Source organism: Variovorax sp. JS1663, assembly GCF_002157355.1.
In the GTDB taxonomy this organism is placed as follows: Bacteria; Pseudomonadota; Gammaproteobacteria; order Burkholderiales; family Burkholderiaceae_C; genus Variovorax.
The window spans coordinates 21,540-46,477 of the sequence record NZ_LYMK01000020.1; the positions used below are offsets into that span (position 1 = coordinate 21,540).

At 66.7% G+C, this 24,938-nt stretch carries 24 protein-coding genes; 2 read left to right on the forward strand and 22 right to left on the reverse strand.

What is annotated here, in order from left to right:
• Positions 1–93: 93 nt before the first annotated feature.
• Both ftsH and A8M77_RS17735 read right to left on the reverse strand, forming a co-directional pair.
• Complete coding sequence (gene ftsH / locus A8M77_RS17730) at positions 94–2,010, reverse strand: ATP-dependent zinc metalloprotease FtsH (protein ID WP_086922831.1); 1,917 nt, start codon at positions 2,008–2,010, stop codon at positions 94–96.
• Positions 2,011–2,179: 169 nt separating this feature from the next.
• Positions 2,180–2,848, reverse strand: a complete 669-nt coding sequence (locus A8M77_RS17735; protein ID WP_086922832.1) for an RlmE family RNA methyltransferase — start codon at positions 2,846–2,848, stop codon at positions 2,180–2,182.
• Between the two features lie 20 nt (positions 2,849–2,868).
• On the opposite strand from A8M77_RS17735, the gene A8M77_RS17740 reads away from it, so the two are divergent.
• Complete coding sequence (locus A8M77_RS17740) at positions 2,869–3,348, forward strand: YhbY family RNA-binding protein (protein ID WP_086922833.1); 480 nt, start codon at positions 2,869–2,871, stop codon at positions 3,346–3,348.
• A 3-nt stretch (positions 3,349–3,351) separates the two neighbouring features.
• Positions 3,352–4,119, forward strand: a complete 768-nt coding sequence (locus A8M77_RS17745) for a glycosyltransferase (protein ID WP_086922834.1) — start codon at positions 3,352–3,354, stop codon at positions 4,117–4,119.
• Here A8M77_RS17745 and A8M77_RS17750 read toward each other — a convergent pair whose 3' ends face one another.
• The 20 genes from A8M77_RS17750 to tsf form a co-directional block, all read right to left on the reverse strand.
• A complete protein-coding gene (locus A8M77_RS17750) occupies positions 4,120–4,533 on the reverse strand; it encodes a DUF4149 domain-containing protein (RefSeq protein ID WP_086922835.1) in 414 nt (137 codons plus the stop codon).
• A gap of 10 nt (positions 4,534–4,543) precedes the next feature.
• The gene (gene greA / locus A8M77_RS17755; protein ID WP_086922836.1) at positions 4,544–5,023 is read right to left on the reverse strand and encodes a transcription elongation factor GreA; all 480 of its coding nucleotides are present in this window, start codon (positions 5,021–5,023) and stop codon (positions 4,544–4,546) included.
• A gap of 67 nt (positions 5,024–5,090) precedes the next feature.
• Complete coding sequence (locus tag A8M77_RS17760; RefSeq protein WP_086922837.1) at positions 5,091–5,960, reverse strand: Kdo hydroxylase family protein; 870 nt, start codon at positions 5,958–5,960, stop codon at positions 5,091–5,093.
• A 4-nt stretch (positions 5,961–5,964) separates the two neighbouring features.
• A complete protein-coding gene (gene carB / locus A8M77_RS17765) occupies positions 5,965–9,192 on the reverse strand; it encodes a carbamoyl-phosphate synthase large subunit (protein ID WP_086922838.1) in 3,228 nt (1,075 codons plus the stop codon).
• On the reverse strand, positions 9,185–10,369 hold the full coding sequence (carA, locus tag A8M77_RS17770) for a glutamine-hydrolyzing carbamoyl-phosphate synthase small subunit (protein WP_086922905.1): 1,185 nt from the start codon (positions 10,367–10,369) through the stop codon (positions 9,185–9,187). The genes carB and carA overlap by 8 nt, the downstream gene beginning before the upstream one ends.
• Before the next feature lie 136 nt (positions 10,370–10,505).
• Complete coding sequence (locus A8M77_RS17775) at positions 10,506–11,285, reverse strand: TrmH family RNA methyltransferase (protein WP_086922839.1); 780 nt, start codon at positions 11,283–11,285, stop codon at positions 10,506–10,508.
• Positions 11,282–12,001: a ribonuclease HII gene (gene rnhB, locus A8M77_RS17780; protein ID WP_086922840.1), complete on the reverse strand. Its 720-nt coding sequence runs from the start codon at positions 11,999–12,001 to the stop codon at positions 11,282–11,284. Before rnhB ends, A8M77_RS17775 begins: the two co-directional genes overlap by 4 nt.
• A complete protein-coding gene (gene lpxB / locus A8M77_RS17785; protein ID WP_192871631.1) occupies positions 11,973–13,121 on the reverse strand; it encodes a lipid-A-disaccharide synthase in 1,149 nt (382 codons plus the stop codon). Before lpxB ends, rnhB begins: the two co-directional genes overlap by 29 nt.
• Positions 13,122–13,129: 8 nt before the next feature.
• Complete coding sequence (gene lpxA, locus A8M77_RS17790) at positions 13,130–13,918, reverse strand: acyl-ACP--UDP-N-acetylglucosamine O-acyltransferase (RefSeq protein ID WP_086922841.1); 789 nt, start codon at positions 13,916–13,918, stop codon at positions 13,130–13,132.
• Positions 13,919–13,925: 7 nt separating this feature from the next.
• Positions 13,926–14,369 carry a 3-hydroxyacyl-ACP dehydratase FabZ gene (gene fabZ / locus A8M77_RS17795; protein ID WP_086922842.1) on the reverse strand — a complete coding sequence of 148 codons (444 nt, stop codon included), beginning with the start codon at positions 14,367–14,369 and terminating at the stop codon, positions 13,926–13,928.
• Positions 14,366–15,352 carry a UDP-3-O-(3-hydroxymyristoyl)glucosamine N-acyltransferase gene (gene lpxD, locus A8M77_RS17800; protein ID WP_086922843.1) on the reverse strand — a complete coding sequence of 329 codons (987 nt, stop codon included), beginning with the start codon at positions 15,350–15,352 and terminating at the stop codon, positions 14,366–14,368. The genes fabZ and lpxD overlap by 4 nt, the downstream gene beginning before the upstream one ends.
• Before the next feature lie 12 nt (positions 15,353–15,364).
• Complete coding sequence (locus A8M77_RS17805) at positions 15,365–15,892, reverse strand: OmpH family outer membrane protein (protein WP_086922844.1); 528 nt, start codon at positions 15,890–15,892, stop codon at positions 15,365–15,367.
• Positions 15,892–18,309, reverse strand: coding sequence for an outer membrane protein assembly factor BamA (gene bamA, locus A8M77_RS17810; RefSeq protein ID WP_086922845.1), 2,418 nt, complete (start codon positions 18,307–18,309; stop codon positions 15,892–15,894). Before bamA ends, A8M77_RS17805 begins: the two co-directional genes overlap by 1 nt.
• Before the next feature lie 38 nt (positions 18,310–18,347).
• On the reverse strand, positions 18,348–19,718 hold the full coding sequence (gene rseP, locus A8M77_RS17815; protein WP_086922846.1) for an RIP metalloprotease RseP: 1,371 nt from the start codon (positions 19,716–19,718) through the stop codon (positions 18,348–18,350).
• Between the two features lie 21 nt (positions 19,719–19,739).
• Positions 19,740–20,921, reverse strand: coding sequence for a 1-deoxy-D-xylulose-5-phosphate reductoisomerase (gene ispC, locus A8M77_RS17820; RefSeq protein WP_443271619.1), 1,182 nt, complete (start codon positions 20,919–20,921; stop codon positions 19,740–19,742).
• Positions 20,922–20,926: 5 nt separating this feature from the next.
• Positions 20,927–21,772 carry a phosphatidate cytidylyltransferase gene (locus A8M77_RS17825; protein WP_086922848.1) on the reverse strand — a complete coding sequence of 282 codons (846 nt, stop codon included), beginning with the start codon at positions 21,770–21,772 and terminating at the stop codon, positions 20,927–20,929.
• Positions 21,773–21,777: 5 nt separating this feature from the next.
• Entirely contained in the window at positions 21,778–22,515 is a 738-nt protein-coding gene (gene uppS / locus A8M77_RS17830; RefSeq protein ID WP_086922849.1) for a polyprenyl diphosphate synthase, read from the reverse strand.
• Between the two features lies 1 nt (position 22,516).
• On the reverse strand, positions 22,517–23,077 hold the full coding sequence (gene frr / locus A8M77_RS17835) for a ribosome recycling factor (RefSeq protein WP_086922850.1): 561 nt from the start codon (positions 23,075–23,077) through the stop codon (positions 22,517–22,519).
• A gap of 13 nt (positions 23,078–23,090) precedes the next feature.
• Positions 23,091–23,813 (reverse strand): UMP kinase, encoded by a 723-nt coding sequence (gene pyrH, locus A8M77_RS17840; protein ID WP_086922851.1) that lies wholly within the window; start codon positions 23,811–23,813, stop codon positions 23,091–23,093.
• An 86-nt stretch (positions 23,814–23,899) separates the two neighbouring features.
• The gene (gene tsf, locus A8M77_RS17845; protein ID WP_086922852.1) at positions 23,900–24,826 is read right to left on the reverse strand and encodes a translation elongation factor Ts; all 927 of its coding nucleotides are present in this window, start codon (positions 24,824–24,826) and stop codon (positions 23,900–23,902) included.
• Positions 24,827–24,938: the final 112 nt, after the last annotated feature.

Below are 24,938 nucleotides of genomic sequence, written 5' to 3' on the forward strand. Positions count from 1 at the left end.
CGCCTTGAAAGCGGCCCGGCGGCTCATGCGGCAGCTCCTGCATCAACGAAAAACGGGGCCAGAGGCCCCGTCGTTTGGCAAAGCGTCATCGACTCAGGCGGCGGTGGGAGTCGGGTCCGGATTCACCGCCGGCGTGCCGCCGCTGCCGCCACTGCCCGAAGGAGGCGTGCGCGGCGTCCAGTCCTTGGGCGGACGCGGCTCGCGACCGGCCATGATGTCGTCGATCTGCTCGGTGTCGATGGTTTCCCATTCGAGCAGGGCCTTGGCCATGGCGTGCATCTTGTCGCTGTTCTCCTCGATCAGGCGGCGCGCCAGGGCGTACTGCTCGTCGATGATGCGGCGCACCTCGGCATCAACCTTCTGCATGGTCGATTCGCTCATGTTGGTGGTCTTGGTGACCGAGCGGCCGAGGAAGACCTCGCCTTCGTTTTCGGCGTAGACCATCGGGCCCAGGGACTCGGTCATGCCGTAGCGCATCACCATGTCACGCGCGATCTGCGTGGCGCGCTCGAAGTCGTTGCTGGCGCCGGTGGTCATCTGGTGCATGAACACCTCTTCGGCGATGCGGCCGCCGAACAGCATGCTGATCTGGTTCAGCATGTACTCGCGGTCGTAGCTGTAGCGGTCCTGCGCCGGCAGGCTCATGGTCACGCCCAGCGCACGGCCGCGCGGGATGATGGTGACCTTGTGCACCGGGTCGCACTTGGGCAGCAGCTTGCCGATCAGCGCATGGCCGGACTCGTGGTAGGCCGTGTTGCGGCGCTCTTCCTCCGGCATCACCATGCTCTTGCGCTCGGGGCCCATGAAGATCTTGTCCTTGGCCTTCTCGAAGTCCTGCATCTCGACCACGCGTGCGTTGCGGCGCGCAGCCATCAGCGCGGCCTCGTTGCACAGGTTGGCCAGGTCGGCACCCGACATGCCCGGCGTTCCGCGCGCGATGATGCTCGCGTTCACGTCCTGGCCCAGCGGGACCTTGCGCATGTGGACGTTGAGGATCTGCTCGCGGCCGCGGATGTCGGGCAGGGTCACGTAAACCTGACGGTCGAAGCGGCCCGGACGCAGCAGTGCGGCGTCCAGGATGTCGGGGCGGTTGGTCGCGGCGACCACGATCACGCCCAGGTTGGTCTCGAAGCCGTCCATCTCGACCAGCATCTGGTTGAGGGTCTGCTCGCGCTCGTCGTTGCCGCCGCCGAGGCCCGCGCCACGCTGGCGGCCGACCGCGTCGATTTCATCGATGAAGATGATGCAGGGGGCATTCTTCTTGGCGTTCTCGAACATGTCGCGCACGCGAGCCGCGCCCACGCCGACGAACATCTCGACGAAGTCGGAACCGGAGATGGAGAAGAACGGAACCTTGGCCTCGCCCGCGATGCCCTTGGCCAGCAAGGTCTTGCCGGTACCGGGAGGGCCCACCAGCAGCAGGCCGCGCGGAATGCGGCCGCCGAGCTTCTGGAACTTGGCCGGGTCCTTCAGGAAGTCGACCACTTCCTTGACTTCTTCCTTGGCCTCGTCGCAGCCCGCGACGTCGGCGAAGGTGACCTGGTTGTTGTTCTCATCGAGCATGCGCGCCTTGCTCTTGCCGAAGCTGAAGGCGCCGCCCTTGCCGCCGCCCTGCATCTGGCGCATGAAGTAGACCCAGACGCCGATCAGGAGCAGCATCGGCCCCCAGCTCACCAGCAGCGTCATCAGCAGCGAGCCTTCCTCGCGGGGCTTGACGTCGAACTTGACGTTGTTGTTGATCAGGTCGCCGACCAGGCCGCGGTCGAGGTAGGTCGCGGTGGTGCGGATCTTGCGGTCGTCGGTAGTGATCGCAACGATCTCGCTGCCGCCCTGGCCTTCCTGGATGGTGGCGCTCTTGATGCGGTTGTTGCGGACTTCCTCCAGGAAGTCGGAATAACCGACGCTGCCGGCACCGGCGACGCCGCGAGTGTCGAACTGCTTGAACACAGTAAACAACACCATCGCGATGACCAGCCAGACGGCAACCTTGGAAAACCACTGATTGTTCAAACGAAGCTCCAGTCGATAGCGCGTGACATGGGGGAATAAAAACAATACGCGCCAGGGCACGCAATTGGCGCCCATTTTAGGCTTTTCAACCTGCGAAATGCCGGATTTTCCCTATAGCAGCCATAGGACGGGCACGGTTTTGAGGGCGAAATGCCGAGGCCGGCGGGTATCAATTCGTTTCGGCCGGCTTCAGGCCAATGCCGACCATGAAGGTCTCGGCCGACCTGTCGCGAGAGGCTTTTGGCTTGACCGGTTTCACGACTCGAAAATTCTGCTTGAATAGCTGCGCGAGTTCGGCGTATCCGCTGCCATGGAACAGCTTGGCGACCAGCGCGCCGTTCGGCTTCATATGGTGGCGGGCGAAGTCGATCGCAAGTTCGATCAGGTGTGAGATGCGGGCCGCATCGGCCGAGGCGATGCCGGAAAGATTGGGCGCCATGTCGGAGACGACCACATCGGCTAGGCGGCCCGCCATGGCCTGCTCCAACTGCGAGAGCACCTCCGCTTCGCGGAAATCGCCCTGCAGGAAGGTCACGCCCTCGATGGGCTCCATCGGCAGGATGTCGAGCGCGATGATGCAGCCCTCCAGTTGCCCCACGGCGGCCCCACCGGGCGAGAGGCGGCGGCGCAGGTACTGGCTCCAGGCGCCCGGCGTCGAGCCCAGGTCGACCACCAGTTGGCCCGGCCGGATCAGCCCCAGCGCCTCGTCGATCTCCTTGAGCTTGTAGGCGGCGCGCGCGCGGTAGCCCTCCTTCGTCGCCAGCTTGACGTAGGGGTCGGTCACATGGTCGTGCAGCCACGCGCGGTTGACCTTGCTGCTCTTGGGTTTGGACTTCATCGACGCTCGATAATACGGGGATGCCCGCCATTCAACTGACCCCTGCACAGCGCAAGGCGCACCGCGCCGACGCGCACCACCTGAACCCGATCGTGATGATCGGCGGCGACGGGCTGACACCTGCCGTGACGAAGGAAGCCGACGCCGCGCTCAAGGCTCACGGCCTGATCAAGATCCGCGTCTTCTCCGACGACCGCGCAGCGCGCGAAGCCATGCTGAACACCCTGGCGGACGCGCTCGACGCTGCCCCGATCCAGCACATTGGCAAGCTGCTCGTGCTCTGGCGCCCGATCCCGGAGAAGGAGCGCGCCGCAGACGACGACCGCATGCCCGGCCCACGCGACGTGAAGGTGATCAAGTACAGCAAACGCGGTGGCCAACGGCCCGAAATCAAGACGCTGCGCGTGCTCGGCAACCAGCGGCTCACCCCTGGAGGCAACATCAAGCGTGCCAAGGCGAAGAAGGCCTTGTCCGTCAAGAAGCGCCACCAGGCGGACTGAGGAATGGCGAGCCAAGATCCGGCGGCCAGCCCGCAGCGCCACATCCTGTGCATGAAATGGGGCACCAAGTACGGCCCCGAGTATGTCAACCGCCTCTACGCGATGGTGCGCCGGCATCTCACCGGCGACTTCAGCTTCGTCTGCCTGACGGACGACCCGAAAGGCATCCGCAGCGAGGTGCAATGCTTTCCGATCCCGCCGCTGGCCCTGGAGCTGGCGCCGGGCCAGGTCGACCGGGCCTGGAAGAAGCTGACCACCTTCGAGGCGGATCTGCACGGCCTGCGCGGCCGTGCGCTCTTCATCGATCTCGACGTGGTGATCGTCGGCAGCCTGGACGCCTTCTTCGAGTACCCGGGTGAGTTCCTGATCATCCACGACTACGCCCGCCCCTGGCGGCGCCGGCGCATCACCGGCAATTCCTCGGTCTACCGTTTCGAGCTGGGCGCGCATCCGGACGTGCTGGCACATTTCCGCCAGAACATGGACGAGGTGCAGGCCCGCTACCGCAACGAGCAGACCTACCTGTCGGCCTTCATGCACCGCAAGGGAACATTGGCCTACTGGCCGGCCGAGTGGTGCCCCAGCTTCAAGTACCACGGCATCCCGACCTGGCCCACCAACTACTGGCGCGAGCCCTTCGTGCCGGAGGGGGCGCGCATCATGGTCTTTCATGGGGAATGCAATCCGCCGGATGCGCTGGCGGGGCGGCGCAACCGGCGCTTCCGCTTCATCCGGCCGGCGCGCTGGATCACGCAGTTCTGGAACGCCTGATCAGCCGGGCTGGCGCCCCATGCGCCAAAGCAGCACGCCGGCGCACAGCCACTGGCCCAGGTACATGGCGCTGCCCAGCGAATGCCAGAGCCGGAGGTTGTCGCGCGCCAGGATGCGGGGCGCGACCGCGTACTCCTGCAGCAGCGCCAGCAGCAGCGCCACGAGGATCCATCCGATCGCCACGCGCGTGGCAGTGTCCACGTGCTCGTGGATCTTCGACCTGAAATAGGTCAGCAGCGCCAGGCCGCAGGCCAGCGCCACCCAGCTCTGGGCCGAAAACAGCCGCCCCGCAAAGTTGCCCGCTATGGCGGGATTGCCCAGCTGGGCGAAAAGCATCGGCACGACCAGGAAGCCGATCGTCGTCAGGCTGCCCCACCAGAGGGCCGCCACCAGCAACGCGATGCGATCCTTCACCGCGCCGGGCTCAGAGGTAGCTGACGCCCACGATCTCGTAGCGCTTGACGCCGCCCGGCGCCTGCACCTCGGCGGTGTCGCCCTCCTCCTTGCCGATCAGCGCGCGCGCGATCGGGCTGGAGACGTTGATCAGGCCCAGCTTCAGGTCGGCCTCGTCCTCGCCCACGATCTGGTACTTGAGCGCCTCGCCGGTGTTCTCGTCTTCCAGTTCGACGGTGGAGCCGAAGACGATCCGGCCGCCGGCATCGAGTTCGGCCGGGTCGATGATCTGGGCGTTGGACAGCATGCCCTCGATCTGCTTGATGCGACCCTCGATCCAGCCCTGGCGCTCCTTGGCGGCATCGTAGTCCGCGTTCTCGCTGAGGTCGCCCTGGGCGCGCGCTTCGGCGATAGCCGTGATGACCGCGGGCCGGTCCACGGACTTCAGCCGCTGCAGCTCGTCGCGCAGCTTCTCCGCGCCTTTCTTTGTAATCGGAATGGTGTTGGCCATGTTTTGTTGCTCCAGAAAGCGAAACCGCCGAACGCTGCCGTTCGGCGGTTCATGGATGGACAAATGATCAGACGAGGGTGCGTCCGGTCAGCCGGCTCAGGATGGCGAGCGGGCTCGAATCGGGATTGTATTGCCTTGCGGCGGGCAGGTGCAGCGTCTGCTCCAGCATGTACTGGCCGGACATCACGGCGTGCGAGGTCTGGTCCGAGAAGCACACCCAGACCGATCCAGCTGGGAACGGTACGGTCTCCTGCGGGGCATTCTTCTGGTATTCAAGGTCCGACTTCATGCCGTCGTGCAGTTGCAGCATGAGGTGGTCGTATTCGCTGCGGAAAGACTTGGTCACCCGCAGGGTCCGCAACCACCGGGCCTGCCAGCGCGAGTACGGCTTGGCGCGCGGCAGGAAGCGCCGCGCCACCGTCTCGAACGGCTCGCCCACGCGCCAGACGCGCGGCGCGTTTTCCGGGTTGACGTTGGTGAAAACCCGAAGAATGCGCTCGCCGTAGTTCGGACGTGACGGAAAGGCGTCGACATGCAGGCGCCGGTCGTCCGCCCGCCAGGACTGCACGCGCGTCTCCACCTGCACCGGCCGGTAGCTGGTCGGCGCCAAGCGCAGCGCCGACGTGTAGTGCGGCAGCAGGCCGTGGATCAGCTGCCGGGCCTGCGTGCGGAAGCGCCCGACCATCTCGGCGACCGCCTTCTGTCGCGCTTCGTCACCCGCCGCGCCCTTGAGCCGGCCCTCGGCATCCAGGCTGATGTTGCGGACGCCCTCGGCCAGCACCGAGGGCGCCAGCAGCTCATGCTCCTGCGGCAGCAGCTCGAAGCCCAGCTTCGGGAAGTACAGCACCTTGCCAGCCTCGAGCTCGGCGATCCACGCCTCGTTGGGCGTGGCCGCATTCCAGTCGGCCAGGTCCAGTTCGACGAGCTGCGTTTCCATGGCGTCAAGCCAGCGCGAGCTGCGCGTGCATCTCCTGGATCGAGATCACGTCCAGGGCCTTCATGTGGCGCATGCCCTCCACCGCGGCCTCGGCGCCGAAGATGGTGGTGAAGGTGGTCACGCGGGCCAGCAGGGCCGAGGTCCGGATCTGGCGCGAATCGGTGATCGCGTTGCGGCGCTCTTCCACCGTGTTGATGACCAGCACGATCTCGTTGTTCTTGATCATGTCCACGATGTGCGGGCGGCCTTCGGTCACCTTGTTGACCGTGGCACAGGCGATGCCCGCTGCGTTGATGGCGGCCGACGTGCCCTTGGTCGCAATCAGCTCGAAGCCCAGCGCAGCCAGCCCGCGAGCGACCTCGACCGCGCGCGGCTTGTCATTGTTCTTGACCGAGATGAAGACGCGGCCCGACTTCGGCAGGTGCGTGCCGGCGCCCAGCTGCGACTTCACGAAGGCCTCGCCGAAGGTCTTGCCCACGCCCATCACCTCGCCGGTGGACTTCATCTCGGGGCCGAGAATGGTGTCCACGCCGGGGAACTTGACGAAGGGGAACACCGCTTCCTTCACGCTGAAGTAAGGCGGGGTGACCTCCTTCGTGACGCCCTGCGCCGCCAGCGACTGGCCGGCCATGCAGCGCGCCGCCACCTTGGCCAGCTGGATGCCGGTGGCCTTGCTCACATAGGGCACGGTGCGCGAGGCGCGCGGGTTCACTTCGAGCACGTAGATGACGTCCTTGCCATCCTTCTCCTGGATCGCGAACTGCACGTTCATCAGCCCCACCACGTTGAGCGCCTTGGCCATGGCCGCGCTCTGGCGCTTGAGCTCCGCCACGGTCTCGGGCTTGAGGCTGTAAGGCGGCAGCGAGCAGGCGGAATCGCCCGAGTGCACGCCGGCCTGCTCGATGTGCTCCATCACGCCGCCAATCAGCGTGGCGCCGTCGGCATCGCGCAGGCAGTCCACGTCGCATTCGGTCGCGTCGTTGAGGAAGCGGTCCAGCAGCACCGGTGAATCGTTGCTCACCTTGACCGCCTCGCGCATGTAGCGCTCCAGGTCGCGCTGCTCGTGCACGATCTCCATCGCGCGGCCGCCCAGCACGTAACTCGGGCGCACCACCAGCGGGTAGCCCAGCTGCTGGGCCTTCTCGAGCGCCTCGGCCTCGGTGCGCGCTGTCGCGTTCGGCGGCTGGCGCAGCTGCAGGTCGTGCAGCAGCTTCTGGAAGCGCTCACGGTCTTCGGCCGCGTCGATCATGTCGGGGCTGGTGCCGATGATCGGCACGCCGTTGGCCTCGAGGTCCAGCGCCAGCTTCAGCGGCGTCTGGCCGCCGTACTGGACGATCACGCCGGTGGGCTTTTCCTTGTCGACGATCTCGAGCACGTCCTCCAGCGTGAGCGGCTCGAAGTAGAGCCGATCGCTGGTGTCGTAGTCGGTCGAGACGGTCTCGGGATTGCAGTTGACCATGATGGTCTCGTAGCCGTCCTCGCGCATCGCAAGCGCCGCATGCACGCAGCAGTAGTCGAACTCGATGCCCTGGCCGATGCGGTTGGGCCCACCGCCGAGCACCATGATCTTCTTCTTGCTGCTCGGCTCGGCCTCGCACTCGTCCTCGTAGGTCGAGTACATGTAGGCCGTGTTGGTCGCGAACTCGGCCGCGCAGGTGTCCACGCGCTTGTAGGCCGGGCGCACGCCGAGCGTGCGGCGCTTTTCACGGATCGCGGTGTCGGTGGTCTTGAGCTGGCGCGCCAGGCGGCGGTCGGAGAAGCCCTTCTTCTTGAGCGCGAGCAGCGTGTCGCGGTCGATGTCGTTCAGCGACTTGGTCTCCAGCTCGAGTTCGATCTTCACGATCTCCTCGATCTGCACCAGGAACCACGGGTCGATCTTGGTCAGCGCGTGCACCTCGTCGACCGACAGGCCCATGGCGAAAGCATCGCCCACATACCAGATGCGGTCGGGGCCGGGCTCGCCCAGTTCCTTCTCGAGCACTTCGCGGTCCTGGGTCTTCTCGTTGAGGCCGTCCACACCGACCTCCAGGCCGCGCAGCGCCTTCTGGAAAGACTCCTGGAAAGTGCGGCCCATGGCCATCACCTCGCCCACCGACTTCATCTGCGTGGTCAGGCGCGAATCGGCCTGGGGAAATTTCTCGAAGGCGAAGCGCGGGATCTTGGTGACCACGTAGTCGATGCTGGGCTCGAAGCTCGCCGGCGTGGCGCCGCCGGTGATCTCGTTGCGCAGCTCATCGAGCGTGTAGCCCACGGCCAGCTTGGCCGCGACCTTGGCGATCGGGAAGCCGGTGGCCTTGGAGGCCAGCGCCGAGGAACGCGAGACGCGCGGATTCATCTCGATCACGACCATGCGGCCGTCCTTCGGGTTGATCGAGAACTGCACGTTGGAGCCGCCAGTGTCGACGCCGATCTCGCGCAGCACGGCCAGCGAGGCATTGCGCAGGATCTGGTATTCCTTGTCCGACAGCGTCTGCGCCGGCGCGACCGTGATCGAGTCGCCGGTGTGCACGCCCATCGGGTCGAGGTTCTCGATCGAGCAGACGATGATGCAGTTGTCCGCCTTGTCGCGGACCACTTCCATCTCGTACTCCTTCCAGCCGAGCAGCGATTCCTCGATCAGCAACTCGTTGGTGGGCGAGGCTTCCAGGCCGCGCTTGCAGATGGTCTCGAACTCTTCCGGGTTGTAGGCGATGCCGCCGCCGGTGCCGCCCAGCGTGAAGCTGGGGCGGATCACCACGGGGAAGCCGACCGTCTTCTGCACCGCCCAGGCCTCGTCCAGCGAATGGGCGATGCCCGAACGCGCCGAACCGAGGCCGATCTTGGTCATCGCGTCCTTGAACTTCAGGCGGTCCTCGGCCTTGTCGATGGCCTCGGGCGTGGCGCCGATCAGCTCGACCTTGTACTTGTCGAGCACGCCGTTGCGCCAGAGGTCCAGCGCGCAGTTGAGCGCCGTCTGGCCGCCCATGGTGGGCAGGATGGCATCGGGCCGCTCTTTCGCGATGATCTTCTCGACCGTGGGCCAGGTGATCGGCTCGATGTAGATGACGTCGGCCGTGGCCGGGTCGGTCATGATCGTCGCGGGGTTGCTGTTGATCAGGATGACCTTGTAGCCCTCCTCGCGCAGCGCCTTGCAGGCCTGCACGCCGGAGTAGTCGAACTCGCAGGCCTGGCCGATGATGATCGGGCCGGCCCCGATGATGAGAATGCTCTTGAGGTCGGTGCGCTTAGGCATTCTTCTGCCCTTCTTTGTGACTTTGCATGAGCGCGGTGAAGCGGTCGAACAGGTAGCCGATGTCGTGGGGGCCCGGAGAGGCTTCCGGGTGGCCCTGGAAGCAGAAGGCGGGCTTGTCGGTGCGCGCCAGGCCCTGCAGCGTGCCGTCGAACAGGCTGACGTGCGTGGGGCGCAGGTTGGCGGGCAACGTCTTCTCGTCGACCGCGAAGCCGTGGTTCTGGCTGGTGATGCTCACGCGGCGGTTGTCCAGGTCCTTCACCGGGTGGTTGGCGCCGTGGTGGCCGAACTTCATCTTGAAGGTCTTCGCGCCGGAGGCCAGGGCCATGATCTGGTGGCCCAGGCAGATGCCGAAGACCGGGATGCCGGTCTCGATCAGCGCGCGCGTGGCGGCGATCGCATAGTCGCAGGGCTCCGGGTCACCGGGGCCGTTGGCCAGGAAGATGCCGTCCGGACGCAGCTTGAGCACGTCGGCCGCCGGCGTCTGCGCCGGCACCACCGTGATGCGCGCGCCGCGCTGGGCGATCATGCGCAGGATGTTCTTCTTGACGCCGTAGTCGTAGGCCACGACGTGGAAGCGCGGCGTGATCTGCACGCCATAGCCCTGCCCCAGCTTCCACTCGGTCTGGGTCCACTCGTAGGTTTCCTTGACCGACACCACCTTGGCCAGGTCCAGGCCCGACATGCTGGGCGTGGCCTTGGCGGCGGCCACGGCCTTGTCGACCAGGGCCTGCGAGACCACCTCGCCGGCCGCCAGGCCGAGGATGCAGCCGTTCTGCGCGCCATGCGTGCGCAGGTGGCGGGTGAGCTTGCGGGTGTCGATGCCGGAGATGGCGACCGTCCTGCTGCGCGCCAGGTACTCGGTGAGCGTGGCGGTCTTGCGGAAGTTGGATGCCAGCAGCGGCAGGTCCTTGATGATCAGGCCGGCGGCGTGGACCTTGTCGGCCTCGATGTCTTCCTCGTTGACGCCGTAGTTGCCGATGTGCGGATACGTGAGCGTCACGATCTGCTGGCAGTAGCTGGGGTCGGTCAGGATTTCCTGGTACCCGGTCATGGCGGTGTTGAACACCACTTCGCCGGTGGTGGCGCCCTGGGCGCCGATCGAGTTGCCGAGAAAGACCGTGCCGTCTGCAAGCGCCAGGATGGCGGGCGGGAAATTTCCCTTGAGAGACAAAAGCACTGGGATCTCCGAATGGATGACGCCCAAGGCGTACCCAAGAGAGGACTCTGGGTCGCGACTTTCGTCGAGGAGTTGGCTTGCGTGCGCTATGGGCGGGGTGTGAGCGGGAAAGCCCTTGATTATAGCCTGCGACGGCTCAACCCTCGGCTGCGGAAGCGCTCGCGTGCAGGCAGATCGCGGCCGCCGCGGCGACGTTGAGCGACTCCTCGCCGCCTGGCTGGGAGATGCGCACCTGCAGGCCTGCGCGGGCCTCCAGCGCGGCCGAAAGTCCCTGGCCTTCGTGACCCATCAGCCAGGCGCAGGGATGCGGCAGCCGGGTTCGGTGCAGCCACTCGCCGCGGTGCGAGCTGGTGGCGATGCAGGTCACCGTCAACGCGTCCAGCGCCTCGATGCCCGCACCCTCCACCAACCGCAGCCCGAAATGCGCGCCCATGCCGGCGCGCAGCACCTTGGGCGACCATAGCGCCGCCGTGCCCTTGAGCGCGATCACCTGCGCGAAGCCGAAGGCAGCCGCGCTGCGCAGGATGGAGCCGACGTTGCCGGCGTCCTGCAGCCGGTCGAGCACCACGGTGGGCGCGTCCGGGGCGATTGGCGGGTGCGTTGGCAGGTCGAGCACGAACCCCATCGCCGCAGGCGATTCCAGCGCACTCACGTCGGCCAGCAGGGCGTCGGCGACCACCACGGTCTTGTCCGCCGCGCCGGCCCATTCGTGACGCGCCATCGGCCACGCGGACTCGGTGAAGACGGCAATGGCCGCGCGCATGCCCCGGTCGCGTGCCGCCCGGCACAGGTGATCACCTTCCAGCCAGATGCGACCCGCCTTGCGATAGGCACCCGGGTCGTGCGCCAGCTTGCGCAGTTCCTTGAGGAGCGGATTGTCCCGGGAGCTGATGTGGCTGGGGTCGGCCGTGGTCATGGCGCTGGCCGCAGCTCGACCTGCACCGTCTCGATTTGAACCGTCTCGATGAGCAGCTCGCTCGATGCGGTGACGAGCGGGACCTCCGGGCCGGCCGCGCGCGCCAGCGCAGCAGCCACCGGACTGAACGATCGGCGGTGGTGCACACAGGCGCCATGGCGCAGCAGCGCCTCCAGGTGCTCCGGCGTGCTGTAGCCCTTGTGCCCGGCAAAGCCGTAGTGCGGAAACTCGGCGTGCAACTGCTCGCAGAGCCGGTCGCGATGCACCTTGGCCAGGATCGAGGCGGCGGAGATGGCCTTCACGGTGGCATCGCCGCCGACGACGGCCTCGGCCAGCACATCCAGCCGGGGGAGCCGGTTGCCGTCCACCAGCACCTTGGCCGGCTTCAGCCGCAAGCCCTCGACCGCCCGCTTCATCGCCAGCATGGTCGCGCCGAGGATGTTGTGCTCGTCGATCTCCTCGACGCTCGCCTGGGCGATCGAGCAGCACAGCGCCTTGGCGAGAATCTGGTCGTTCAGCCGTTCGCGCTGCAGCGGCGTCAGGACCTTCGAGTCGGCCAGGCCGCGGATGCGGCGCTGGTCGTCCAGGATCACGGCCGCGGCCACCACCGGCCCAGCCAGCGGGCCGCGGCCGGCCTCGTCCACGCCGGCCACCAGACCCGGCGCATCCCAGGCGAGCGTCGCCTGTTCAGCCTTCAAGAACTTTCTGGATCGCATCAGCGCACAGTGTCGGCGTATCTCGCTGCAGTTCGGCATGCAGCGCGTCAAAACGTTGTTGCAAGGCGTGAACCTTACCCGGGGAAGCGAGCCAGGCCAGCGTCGCCTCGGCCAGCGCAGCCGGCGTGGCCGCTTCCTGGATCAGCTCGGGCACCACGAAGTCGGCGCACAGGATGTTGGGCAGGCCGACCCAGGGCTGCAGCTGCTTGCGGCGCATCAGGGCCCAGGACATCGCGTTCATGCTGTAGGCGATCACCATCGGGCGCTTGAAGAGCGCGGCCTCGAGAGTAGCGGTGCCGCTGGCGATCAGGGTGACGTCGCAGGCGGCGAGCGCTGCGTGCGAGCGGCCGTCGAGCACCTGGACGCGGCCTTGCATTCCGCTGGCGGCCAGCATCTGCTCGAGCTCGGGGCGCAGGCTGGGCAGCGCAGGCAGCACGAAGCGCAGCGCCGGCTGCGCCTTGTGCATCAGTGCCGCGGCGTCGAAGAAGCGCTGCGCCAGGTAGCGCAGCTCGGAGCGCCTGCTGCCGGGCAGCAGCGCTACGACCGGCGCGTCTGCCGGCAGGCCCAGCGCCGCGCGCGCCGCGGCACGATCGGGTGCCATGGGAATCACGTTGGCGAGCGGGTGCCCCACGTAGCTGGCCGCGATGCCGTTCTTCGCCAGCAGGGCCGGCTCGAAGGGGAAGATGCACAGCACATGGTCGGCCGCCGCGCGCAACTTGTGCACGCGCTCCGGCCGCCAGGCCCAGATCGAGGGGCAGACGAAATGGGCGGTCTTCATGCCGCGTTCGCGCAGTCCCGCTTCCAGGTCGAGATTGAAGTCCGGCGCGTCGACGCCGATGAAGAGGCTGGCCCCCTCCTCCAGCAGCCGTGCCTTGAGCTGACGCCGTATACCCGCGATCTCGGGATAGTGCCGCAGCACCTCGACGTAGCCGCGCACGGCCAGCTTCTCCTGCGGCCACCAGCTCTGGAATCCGCGCGCCAGCATCTGCGGGCCGCCGATGCCCACCGCCGGCACGCCCGGCCAACGGGCCTGCAGTCCGTCGAGCAGCAGGCCCGCAAGCAGATCGCCCGAGGCCTCGCCCGCGACCATGGCAAAGCGCCGCACCGCCTCCTGTGCCATGGGGCTCCTCAGCGAACGATGCCGCGCGTGGCGCTGGCCAGGAAGTCGGTCATCATGGCCACGTCGGCGGCCGCCTCGGGCACCTCGGCGGCCAAGGTCTGGATGGCGACGCGCGCCTCTTCCAGGGTCTTGCCCTGGCGGTACAGCAGCCGGTGCATCTGCTTCACGGCGGCGATCCGTGCGGCAGAGAAATCGCGCCGGCGCAGGCCTACCACGTTGAAGCCGCGCACCGCGAGCGGATTGCCGTCGACCAGCATGAAGGGCGGTACATCCTGCGCCACCGCGCTGGCAAAACCGACCATGGCATGGGCGCCGACCGAAACGAACTGGTGGATACCCGTCAGACCGCCCACCGTCACCCAGTCTGCCAGGTGCACGTGCCCGGCCAGAGTGGTGTTGTTGGCCAGCGTGGTGTGGTTGTCCACCCGGCAATCGTGCGCGATGTGGGTGTAGGCCATGATCCAGTTGTCGCTGCCCACGCGCGTGATGCCACCTGCCCCCGGCACGCCGATGTTGAAGGTGCAGAACTCGCGGATCGTGTTGCGGTCGCCGATCACCAGTTCGGTCGGCTCGCCGGCGTACTTCTTGTCCTGCGGGATCGCCCCCAGCGAGGCGAACTGAAAGATGCGGTTGTCGCGGCCGATGGTGGTGCGGCCCTCGACCACGCAATGCGAGCCGATCGTGGTGCCTGCGCCGACACGCACGTGCGGGCCGATGACGGCGTACGGACCGACGATGACCGTCGGGTCCAGCTCCGCCGCGGAATCGACGATGGCGGTCGGGTGAACCTGCGTCATTCCGGGATCAGTTGATCTGGCGCATCGCGCACATCAGGCTGGCCTCGCAGGCGAGTTCCTTGCCCACCAGGGCGCGCCCCTTGAACTTGGAGATGCCGGCCTTCATGCGCTCAATCTCGACTTCTAGCGTCAGTTGGTCGCCCGGCTCCACCGGACGCTTGAAGCGCGCCCCGTCGATGGCCGCGAAGTAGTACACGGTGTTGTCGTCGGGAACGATGTCGAGCGAGTGGAAAGACAGGAGCGCCGCGGCCTGCGCCATCGCCTCGAGCATCAGCACGCCTGGCATGACGGGGCGGTGCGGGAAGTGGCCATTGAAGAAGGGCTCGTTCATCGTCACGTTCTTGAGCGCAGTGATGCGCTTGCCCTTCTCCATCTCGAGCACGCGATCCACCAGCAGGAAGGGATAGCGGTGAGGGAGCAGTTTGAGGATTTGATGAATGTCGAGCGTCATGGTTGTCGGTCCTGCAGCGCCGATTTCTCCAGCGCCTTGAGGCGTTCCCGCAGGGCGTGCAGCTGTTTGAGGGTGGCGGCGTTTCTCTCCCAGGCGGCATTGTCGTCGATGGGAAACATGCCGGTGTACTGGCCCGGCTTGAGGATGGAGCGCGTGACCACGGTCGCGGCCGAGATGTGCACGCCGTCCGCCATCTTCAGGTGGCCCAGCACGATCGCGCCGCCGCCGATGGTGCAATTCGCGCCGATGTCGGCGCTGCCGGCCACGCCAACGCAGCCCGCCATGGCAGTGTTCCTGCCGACGCGCACGTTGTGGCCGATCTGGATCAGGTTGTCGAGCTTGACGCCGTCCTCGATGACCGTATCTTCCAGCGCGCCGCGGTCGATGCAGGTGTTGGCGCCGATCTCCACGTCGTCGCCGATGCGCACCGCGCCCAGCTGCTCGATCTTGACCCAGGCGCCCTGGTGGGGCGCGAGGCCGAAGCCATCAGCGCCGATCACCACGCCGGGGTGGAGCAGGCAGCGCGCGCCGATGACGCAGTCCTCGCTCACCGTCACCCGGGACTTCAGCACGGTCTGCGCGCCGATGCGGGCACCTCGTTCGATCACGCACAGCGCGCCGATGCGGGCGGTGGGGTCGATCAGCGCATCGGGATCAACCACCGCGCTCGGATGAATGCGGGCACCCTCCGGCCTGGCGTGAGCCTGCTTCCACAGCTGGGTCAGCCGGGCAAAGTAGAGGTAGGGGTCGGGGGTCTGAATGAAGGCGCCGCGCTGCGCAGCCACGTCCCGCATCGCAGGCGACACGATGACGCAGGCGGCCTTCGAGGCCGCAAGCTCTTTCTGGTACTTGGGATGGCTCAGGAAGCTGAGCCCATCGGCCTGCGCGGTCGCCAGCGGCGCGAGGCGCTCGATCGACAGCGCAGGGTCTCCCTGCAGTTCGCCCCCGAGGGCTTCAACGATCGCGCCTAGCCGCAGTGCCACGCCGCTTCGGCGTCACTTGCCGCCCGTAATGGACGCATTCAGCGCCTTGATCACCTTCTCGGTGATGTCGTGCTTGGGATTGATGTAGATCGCCTCCTGGAGGATGGCATCGTACTTCTCGGCCTCGGCGACCTGCTTGACCACCCGGTTGGCACGCTCGTAGACCTGCTGCAGCTCCTCGTTCTTGCGGGCATTGAGGTCTTCCTGGAATTCCCGCCGGCGGCGCTGGAAGTCGCGGTCCTGGTCGACCAGCGCGCGCTGGCGGCTGGTGCGCTGGCTTTCCGACAAGGTCGGCGCCTCGCGCTCGAACTTCTCGGAAGCCGCCTTGAGCGCCTCGCCCTGTGCCTGCAGATCCTTCTCGCGCTTCAGGAACTCTGCCTCGAGCTTCGCCTGCGCGGCCTTGGCGGGCTGCGCCTCGCGCAGCACACGATCGGGATTGACGAAACCGATGCGGAAGGTTTCCTGCGCCTGCGCGGGCAGGCCCACGAGCGCGAAAGCGGGGATCAGCAGCGCACCGGCGGCACGAAGCAAAGGAGTCATTAGAAGGAGGTTCCGATCTGGAATTGCAGGCGTTGAATTCTATCCTTCGGGATGGGATGCAGCGGATCGGTCACGTCTTCCTTCTGCTGCTTCACCGGGAACGCGTATGCCAGGCGCAGCGGTCCCAGCGGTGAGATCCAGCTGATGCCCAAGCCGACCGAGGCGCGCAGCTTCTTCTGTGCCTTCCACTGCGCATCCGTCATGGTCGGATCGCGCTTTTCGGCGAACACGTTGCCCACGTCGAAGAAGCCGTAGAGGCGCAATGTGCGGTCATTGCCCGCACCCGGGAAGGGCGTGCTCAACTCCATGTTGAAGATCGCCTTCTTGGTGCCGCCAAGCGCGGCGCCCTCGGTCTGGCCGAACAGCGGCACATCGCGCGGACCCAGCGAGTTCTGCTCGAAGCCCCGCACCGAACCCAGGCCGCCGGCGTAGAAGTTCTTGAAGATCGGGAAGGGCTTGCTGCCGTACGCCTTGGCGTAGCCCACCTCGCCGTTGATCGCAAAGGTGTATTGCTTGCTGATCGGGAAGAACTGCTGGTACTGGTAGCTGCTCTTCCAGTACTTCATGTCGCCGCCAGTGCCGATCTCGAGATTGGCCCGCTGCAGGCGGCCGCGGGTCGGGACCAATGCGCTGTCACGGTCGTCGCGCGACCAACCCACGGACAAGGGAACGCCCCAGACGCTGTCGTTGTTGCACTCCGTGACGATGCCCTGCGCGTTGGTGGTACAGCCGAAGTAGCTCCGGTAGGACTGCGGCGTCAGGTAGGCGACGTTGCCGCCCGGATCGAAGCGATAGCGTTCCAGGCCAATGCCGAAGTAGACGGTGTCGGTTTCGCTGAAAGGCACGCCGAAGCGGATGGTGCCCCCTTCGTTGACCAGGCGGTAGTCGCCATCAACGCTGTAGTAGGGCCGCGTGGTGGTGTGGTAGAGGCTGAAGCTGCGGGAGATGCCGTCCTTCGTGAAGTACGGGTCGGTGGTCGTGAGCGACAAGGTGCGGGCGTACTTGCTGGTGTTGACCTGCAGCCCCAGGTAGTTGCCCGAGCCGAACACGTTCTCCTGGGCGATGCCGAAGGTGAAGGACACCTTCTCGGCGCTCGAGAAGCCGGCGCCCAGCTGCAGCGTACCCGTGGGCTTCTCCGTCACGTTGATCGCCAGGTCCACCTGGTCCGGCGAGCCCGGCACCTCCTGCGTCTCCACGTTCACGTCCGTGAAGAAGCCCAGCCGGTCCACCCGGTCGCGCGACAGCTTGATCTTGTCACCGTCGTACCACGACGCCTCGTACTGGCGGAACTCCCGCCGGATCACCTCGTCGCGCGTCTTGTTGTTCCCACCGATGGCCACCCGCCGCACGTACACCCGCCGCGACGGCTCCGCCTTCAAGGTGAGGGCCACCCGGTTGTTGGTGCGATCGACTTCCGGCTCCGCCTGCACCCGCGCGAACGCATAGCCGAAGGTGCCGAAGTAGTCGCTGAAGGCCTTGGTCGTCTCCGTCACCTGCTCGCCGTTGTACGGCTCACCGGGGCGGATCGTCACCAGCGACTTGAACTCCTCGTCGCGCCCCAGGTAGTTGCCCTCCAGCTTGACCCCGGAGACCACGAACTTCTCGCCCTCGGTGATGTTCACCGTGATGCTCAGGTCCTGCCGGTCCGGCGAGATCGCCACCTGCGTGGAGTCGATGCGGAACTCCAGGTAGCCGCGCGTGATGTAGTACGAGCGCAGCGTCTCCAGGTCGGCGTTGAGCTTGGCGCGCGAGTACTGGTTGCTCTTGGTGTACCAGCTCATCCAGCCACCGGCGTCCTGGTCGAACAGGTCCAGCAGGGTACCCTCGCTGAAGGCCTTGTTGCCCGCGATGTGCACCTCGCGGATGCGCGCGGCCTCGCCCTCGGTGACGGTGAAGGTCAGGTTGACGCGGTTGCGCTCGATGGGGGTGACGGTGGTGACCACCTGGGCGTTGTAGAGGCTGCGGCTGATGTACTGGCGCTTGAGCTCCTGCTCGGCGCGGTCGGCCAGGGCCTTGTCGTAGGGGCGGCCATCGGCCAGGCCCACTTCGCGCAGCGCCTTCTGCAGTGCGGCTTTGTCGAATTCCTTGGTGCCCACGAAGTCGACGTCGGCGATGGTGGGGCGCTCCTCCACGATGACCACCAGCACGTCGCCACTGACGTCGATGCGCACGTCCTTGAACAGGCCCAGGTCGAACAACGCACGGATGGCAGCGCTGCCGCGCTCGTCGTTGTAGGTGTCGCCCACGCGCAGGGGCAGCGACGCGAAGATGGTGCCCGGCTCCACGCGCTGCAGGCCCTCGACGCGGATGTCGCGTACCGTGAAGGGCTCGACGGCCCAGGCGATCGTGGCTGAAAGCGCACTGGCGACCACCACGGCTACGCTGCGCAGGCGAAAGCGACTGAGTTTATTGTTCATCTGTGATTTGAGCCGGCGCGGAAAGGGCCGACAGATAGTTAACCAAAGAGTCGAGTCACATCGTTGAAGAGTGCAATCGACATCATGACCAGCAGTAGCGCGACGCCGCCGCGCTGGAGCCGTTCCATCCATGCCTCGGAGACGCTCTTGCCGGTCAGGCCCTCCCAAAGATAATACATCAGGTGTCCTCCATCGAGGACCGGCAGCGGCATGAGGTTCAGCACGCCGAGGCTCACGCTGATGAGGGCCAGAAACACCAGGTACTGGGTCAGCCCCATGCTGGCGGACTTGCCGGCGTAGTCGGCGATGGTCAGCGGTCCGCTCAGGTTCTTGATCGAGGCTTCGCCGATCAGCATCTTGCCCAGCATGCGCACGGTCAGCGCCGACACCTCCCAGGTACGCACGACGCCGCGCCACACCCCATCCACCAAGCCCTGCCGCACCGTGGTCATCTCGGGCGGCGTGCCCACATAGGCACCGATGCGCCCGAACTTGTTCGCGCCCTCCTCACGCACTTCGGGCGTGACCTCGACAAGCACCGGCTGGCCGGCGCGCTCGATCTGCCAGGCCTGGGTGCGCGGCTGGTCGCCGTCGACCGAAGCCCGGATTGCGTCGCGTAACTGCTGGCCATCGACGATTGCGGCGCTGCCCACCGCACGGACCACGTCGCCGCTGCGCAGGCCCGCCCGCTCGGCCGCGCCACCCGCCATCACCTCGCCGATCTCTGGTCGCGTGAGTGGCGCGACGATCCCGATCTTGCGGAACATCTGCGCGTCGGCATCCTTGGCGCCGATGCGGCTGAGCGGCAGTACGACTTCGCGCCCGGGGCGCCCGGCCTCACCCGCAATCTCGAGCGAGAGGTCGCGGCCATCGAGCGCACCGCGGGTGATGCGCCAGCGCAGGTCTTCGAAGGACTGCACCGGCTCGAACTCGCCGTCGAAGCCGGCGCGCGCGACGAACTCGCCGCCGCGCAGGCCAGCCTGCTCAGCCAGCGACGCCGCAGCCGGACGCGCGATCCGTGCGACCGGTTCCTCGACGCCGATCCAGTTGACCGCGGTGTAGAGCACGACGGCCAGCAGCAGGTTGGCGATCGGTCCCGCGGCCACGATGGCCGCACGCGAGCGCAGCGGCTGGGTGTTGAAGGCACGGTGCCGCTCCTCCGGCTCCACCGGGCCTTCACGTTCGTCGAGCATCTTCACGTAGCCGCCCAGGGGAAAGGCCGCGATCACGAACTCGGTGTCCTGGCCCGGGTGCTGGCGTTTCGGCTTCCAGCTGTAGAGCGTGTGGCCGAAGCCGATAGAGAAGCGCAGCACCCGCACCCCGCAGGCCACCGCAACGCGGTAGTGCCCGTACTCGTGCACGGCGATCAGGAGGCCCAGCGCGACGATGAAGGCAACGACGGTGAGCATGGATATCCCCTGTTTCGGATGTCAGGCCGCAAAGCGCAGCGCGGCCGCGTTGGCCGCCGCCCGCGCACTGGCGTCCAGCGCCAGCAGGTCGGCCAGCGAGGCCGGGTTGGAGGGCAGCACCGCCTCCAAAGTTTCCAGATTGACCGCGTGGATGCGGTCGAAGCGCAGGCGATGGTGGAGGAATGCGTCGACCGCCACCTCGTTGGCCGCATTGAGCACAGCGGTCGTTCCAGGCGCCGCGCGCAGCGCCTGCCAGGCCAGGTCCAGGCCGGGGAAGAGCCGCGCATCAGGCGCGTCGAAGGTCAGCGCGGCCATCTGCCGAAAATCCAGCGAAGCCGCGCCACTCTCGATGCGCTCGGGCCAGGCCAGCCCGACTGCGATGGGCACTCGCATGTCCGGCGTGCCGAGCTGCGCGATCACGGAGGCGTCGGTGAACTGCACCATCGAGTGCACCACGCTCTGCGGATGGATCACGACCTCGATCTGCTCGGGCGCGACGCCGAACAGGTGCCGGGCCTCGATCACCTCGAGTGCCTTGTTCATCATGGTCGCGGAGTCCACCGAAATCTTGCGCCCCATGACCCAGTTCGGGTGGGCGCAGGCCTGCTCCGGCGTCACCCCCGCCAAGGTCTCCGGCGAGCGGGTACGGAACGGCCCGCCCGAGGCGGTCAGGATGATCTTGTCGATGCGCCTGGGCCAGGTGGACGGATCCTCCGGCAGCGACTGGAAGATGGCCGAGTGCTCGCTGTCGATGGGCAGCAGCGTCGCTCCGCCCACCCGCACCGTGTGCATGAACAGCTCGCCGCCCACCACGAGCGCCTCCTTGTTGGCCAGCAGCAGTCGCTTGCCGGCGCGGGCAGCGGCCAGGCAGGGCCCGAGACCGGCAGCGCCCACGATGGCAGCCATCACGGCATCGCAGTCCTCGTGCGAAGCGATGGCCGCGATGGCGTCAGATCCCTGCATGACCTCGGTGCGCAGGCCGCTCTGCCTGAGCCTGTCGGCCAGCAGCCTCGCATGCGGCGCGCTGGCCATGACCGCGAAGCGGGGTGCAAAGCGCAAGCACTGCGCCAGCAACTCATCGACCTTGGTGGAGGCCGACAGCGCGAACACCTCGAAGCGCTCGGGGTGCCGCGAGATCACATCCAGCGTGCTCATGCCGACCGAACCGGTCGAACCGAGCACGGTGATGCGTTGTCGTTTCATGCCGTTCATAGAAGAGCCAGCATCATCGCGATGGGCAGCGTGGGCAGGAGCGCATCGACCCGGTCGAGCACGCCGCCGTGGCCCGGCAACAATGCGCTGCTGTCCTTGGCTCCGGCGCTGCGCTTGATCAGGGACTCGACCAAGTCGCCGACAACACTCATGGCCGCCAGGAAGATCACGCCGATAAGCAGCAGCCACCAGCCGCGTTCAGCCAGTCGGGTGTAGAGGCTGACCACGGCGGGCCGGACGGCCGCGTCTGCCCAGACCCAGGCGACGGCCAGAACGACGACCCCGAGCATGCCGCCCCAAACGCCCTCCCAGCTCTTTCCAGGGCTGATGCTCGGCGCCAGCTTGCCATGGGTGAAGCGCAGGCCGAAGGCGCGGCCGGCAAAATAGGCGAACACGTCCGCCACCCAGACCAGCACGAGGATCGACAGCAGGAAGTTGATGCCGACCATGCGTGCCTGGACTGCGGCCAGCCAGGCTACCCAGAGCATCAGCAGGCCGCCGACCAGGCGCAGCGCTCGAGGCAGCCGCGGCCAGCCCGGCACGGCGACGCGCAACAGGGCGGCACCGCCCAGCACCCAGGCCGCGCTTGCCACGATCCAGACCGTCAGCAGTGAACGGTCCAGCAGCCCGAGCCACCAGGACAGGCCGCACAGCGCCAGCGTCTCTGCGCCGAGGAACAGCGCCATGCGCGAGCTGTAGCCGTTGAGGCGCCCCCATTCCCAGGCAGCGGCCGCCACCAGGACCAGCATCACGCAGGCAAAGGGAACGTGCGACGGATAGAAGAGCGCAGGCAGAAGAATCGCCAGAAGGACGACCGCGGTGATGATGCGTTGCTTGAGCATCGCGCTCAGGCAGCCTGCGGATCGCGCCGCTCGCCGCCTGCCACCTGCGCGGACGTCTGGCCGAAGCGGCGCTCGCGGCGCCTGAAGGCCTCGATGGCCTCGTCCAGCGCGGCTTCATCGAATTCCGGCCAAAGGCGGTCGCTGAAGAAGAGCTCGGCATACGCGCTCTGCCACAGCAGGAAGTTCGACAGGCGCTGCTCCCCGCCCGTACGAACGAAAAGATCCGGATCGGGTACGTGCGACAGGGCCATTGCGGCGTCCAGGTTGGCCTCCGTCAAGGGCTCGCCGCGTGCGGCCAATTGGGCCGCGGCACGCGCGATGTCCCATCGCCCGCCGTAGTTGAAGCACACGTTGAGCACCAGCCGCGTGTTGTGCGCGGTGGCGGTCTCCGCCTGTATCAGGCCAGCGGCAATCTTGTCGGACAGGCCGCCGCGCTCACCGATGAAGTGCAGGCGCACGCCGTCCTGGGTGAGCTTCGGAACCTCGCGGCCGAGCGCGATGACCATCAGGTCCATCAGCCCCGACACCTCTTCGACAGGGCGGTTCCAGTTCTCGGAAGAGAAGGCGAACACCGTCAGGACCCCGACGCCCCGGTCGACACAGGCCTTGACGCAGCGACGCAGCGACTCGACGCCCTGCTTGTGTCCCGCCACGCGCGGCAGGAAGCGGCGCGTGGCCCAGCGCCCATTGCCATCCATGACGATGGCGATGTGGTGGGGGACGCCGGAGCTCTGGCTGCTCATCTCAGACAGCCAGGATCTCCGCTTCCTTGGCCGCCACCAGCCGGTCGATCTCCGCGATGTGGCGGTCGGTCACCTTCTGGATCTCGGCTTCGGCGCGCTTCTGGTCGTCTTCCGACGCCAGCTTGTCCTTGACCAGCTTCTTGATCGCGTCGTTGGCGTCGCGGCGCAGGTTGCGGGTCGCGATCTTGGCGTTCTCGCCCTCGGTGCGCACCAGCTTGGTCATTTCCTTGCGGCGCTCTTCGCTCATGGGCGGCATCGGCACGCGGATCAAATCGCCCATCGAAGCCGGATTCAGGCCCAGGTCACTCTCGCGGATGGCCTTCTCGATCTTGGCGCCCATGCCCTTCTCCCAGGGCTGCACGCTGATGGTGCGCGAATCGATCAGCGCCACGTTTGCCACCTGGGACAGCGGCACCGAGGAGCCGTAGTACTCGACATGGATCGAGTCCAGCAGCGCCGGGTTGGCACGGCCGGTACGGATCTTCGTCAGGTTGTTCTGGAACGCCGCGATCGACTGGTTCATCTTGGCGTCGGTCGTGCTGCGGATGTCGGCAATGGTCATCTTCTCTTACTCCTCAGGCATGCACCAGCGTGCCTTCGTCCTCGCCCATCACGACGCGCTTGAGCGCGCCGTTCTTGAAGATCGAGAACACCTTGATCGGCAGCTTCTGGTCGCGGCACAGCGCGAAGGCCGTGGCGTCCATGATGCCGAGATTCTGCGCAATGGCCTCGTCGAAGCTCAGGCGCGCATAGCGCGTGGCGCCGAGATCCTTCTTGGGGTCGGCGGTGTAGACGCCATCGACCTTGGTGGCTTTGAGCACCAACTCCGCACCGATCTCGGCGCCGCGCAGCGCGGCGGCGGTGTCGGTCGTGAAGAAGGGGTTACCGGTGCCGGCCGCGAAGATCACGACCTTGCCCTCTTCCAGGTACTGCAGGGCCTTCGGCCTCACGTAGGGCTCCACCACCTGCTCGATGGCGATGGCCGACATGACCCGCGCGGTCAGTCCCTGCTTGTTCATGGCGTCCGCCAGTGCCAGCGCGTTCATGACGGTAGCCAGCATGCCCATGTAGTCGGCGGTGGCGCGGTCCATGCCCACCGAGCCGCCGGCCACGCCACGGAAGATGTTGCCACCGCCGATCACGACGGCGACTTCCACGCCCATGTTCACCACTTCCGCCACCTCTTCCACCATGCGGACGATGGTCGCGCGGTTGATGCCGAAGGCGTCGTCACCCATCAATGCCTCGCCCGACAGCTTCAACAAGATTCGCTTGTGGGCCGGACGGGATTCGAGCATGGGGGTTTCCTTTGAGGTGGGCGGGGCGAGTGTAAAACGTGGAGGTGAAGAAGCGGCGGCGCCCTCGCGCCGCCCGGGGATGCCGCTCAGGCAGCCGCCGCCTTGGCTGCCGCGACCTGCGCCGCCACTTCGGCGGCGAAGTCGTCGACCTTCTTCTCGATGCCTTCACCGACCACATAGAGCGTGAAGCCCTTGATCGTGGTGTTGGCGGCCTTGAGCATCTGCTCGACGGTCTGCTTGTCGTTCTTGACGAAAGGCTGGTTGTGCAGCGAAACCTCCTTGAGGTACTTCTGCACGCCGCCTTCGATGCGCTTGGCGACGATGTCGGCCGGCTGCGGCTGCTTGCCGGCGGCCTCGGCCGTCTTGCGGTCTTCCTCGGCCTTGCCTGCCGCCACGGCGCGCTCCTTCTCGATCAGTTCGGCCGGCACGTCCGACGCAGCGATCGAGACCGGCTTCATGGCGGCCACGTGCATCGCCACGTCCTTGGCGGCAGTGTCGTCACCTTCGAACTCGACCATCACGCCGATGCGCGTGCCGTGCAGGTAGGAGGCCAGCTTGCCGTTGCCGGCGAACCGCTTGAAACGGCGGAAGCTCATGTTCTCGCCGATCTTGCCGATCAAGCCCTTGCGCACATCTTCCAGCGTGGGGCCGAAGCTGTCCTGCTCGTAAGGCAGCGCGCCCAGCGCGGCCAGGTCGGCCGGGTTGCGCTCGGCGACCAGCTTCGCGGCAGCGTTGGCCAGGGCCAGGAAGCTGTCGTTCTTGGAAACGAAGTCGGTCTCGCAGTTGATCTCGACCATGGCGCCGACACCGGCTTGGACATACGCGGCGACCACGCCTTCGGCCGTGATGCGGCTGGAAGCCTTGCCGGCCTTGTTGCCCAGCTTGATGCGCAGCAGCTCCTCGGCCTTTTCCATGTTGCCGTCGGCTTCGGTCAGTGCCTTTTTGCACTCCATCATCGGGGCGTCGGTCTTGGCGCGAAGCTCGGCGACCATGCTTGCGGTGATTGTTGCCATGTCGTTTCTCCGTTCGGTTTAGCAGTTGCGGCCACCCACGCCGGGCGCCGCGAAAATCAAGTTAAAAAAAAGGGGCATCGAAGCCCCTTCTTCAGGCGCTTGCAGGCGCGAA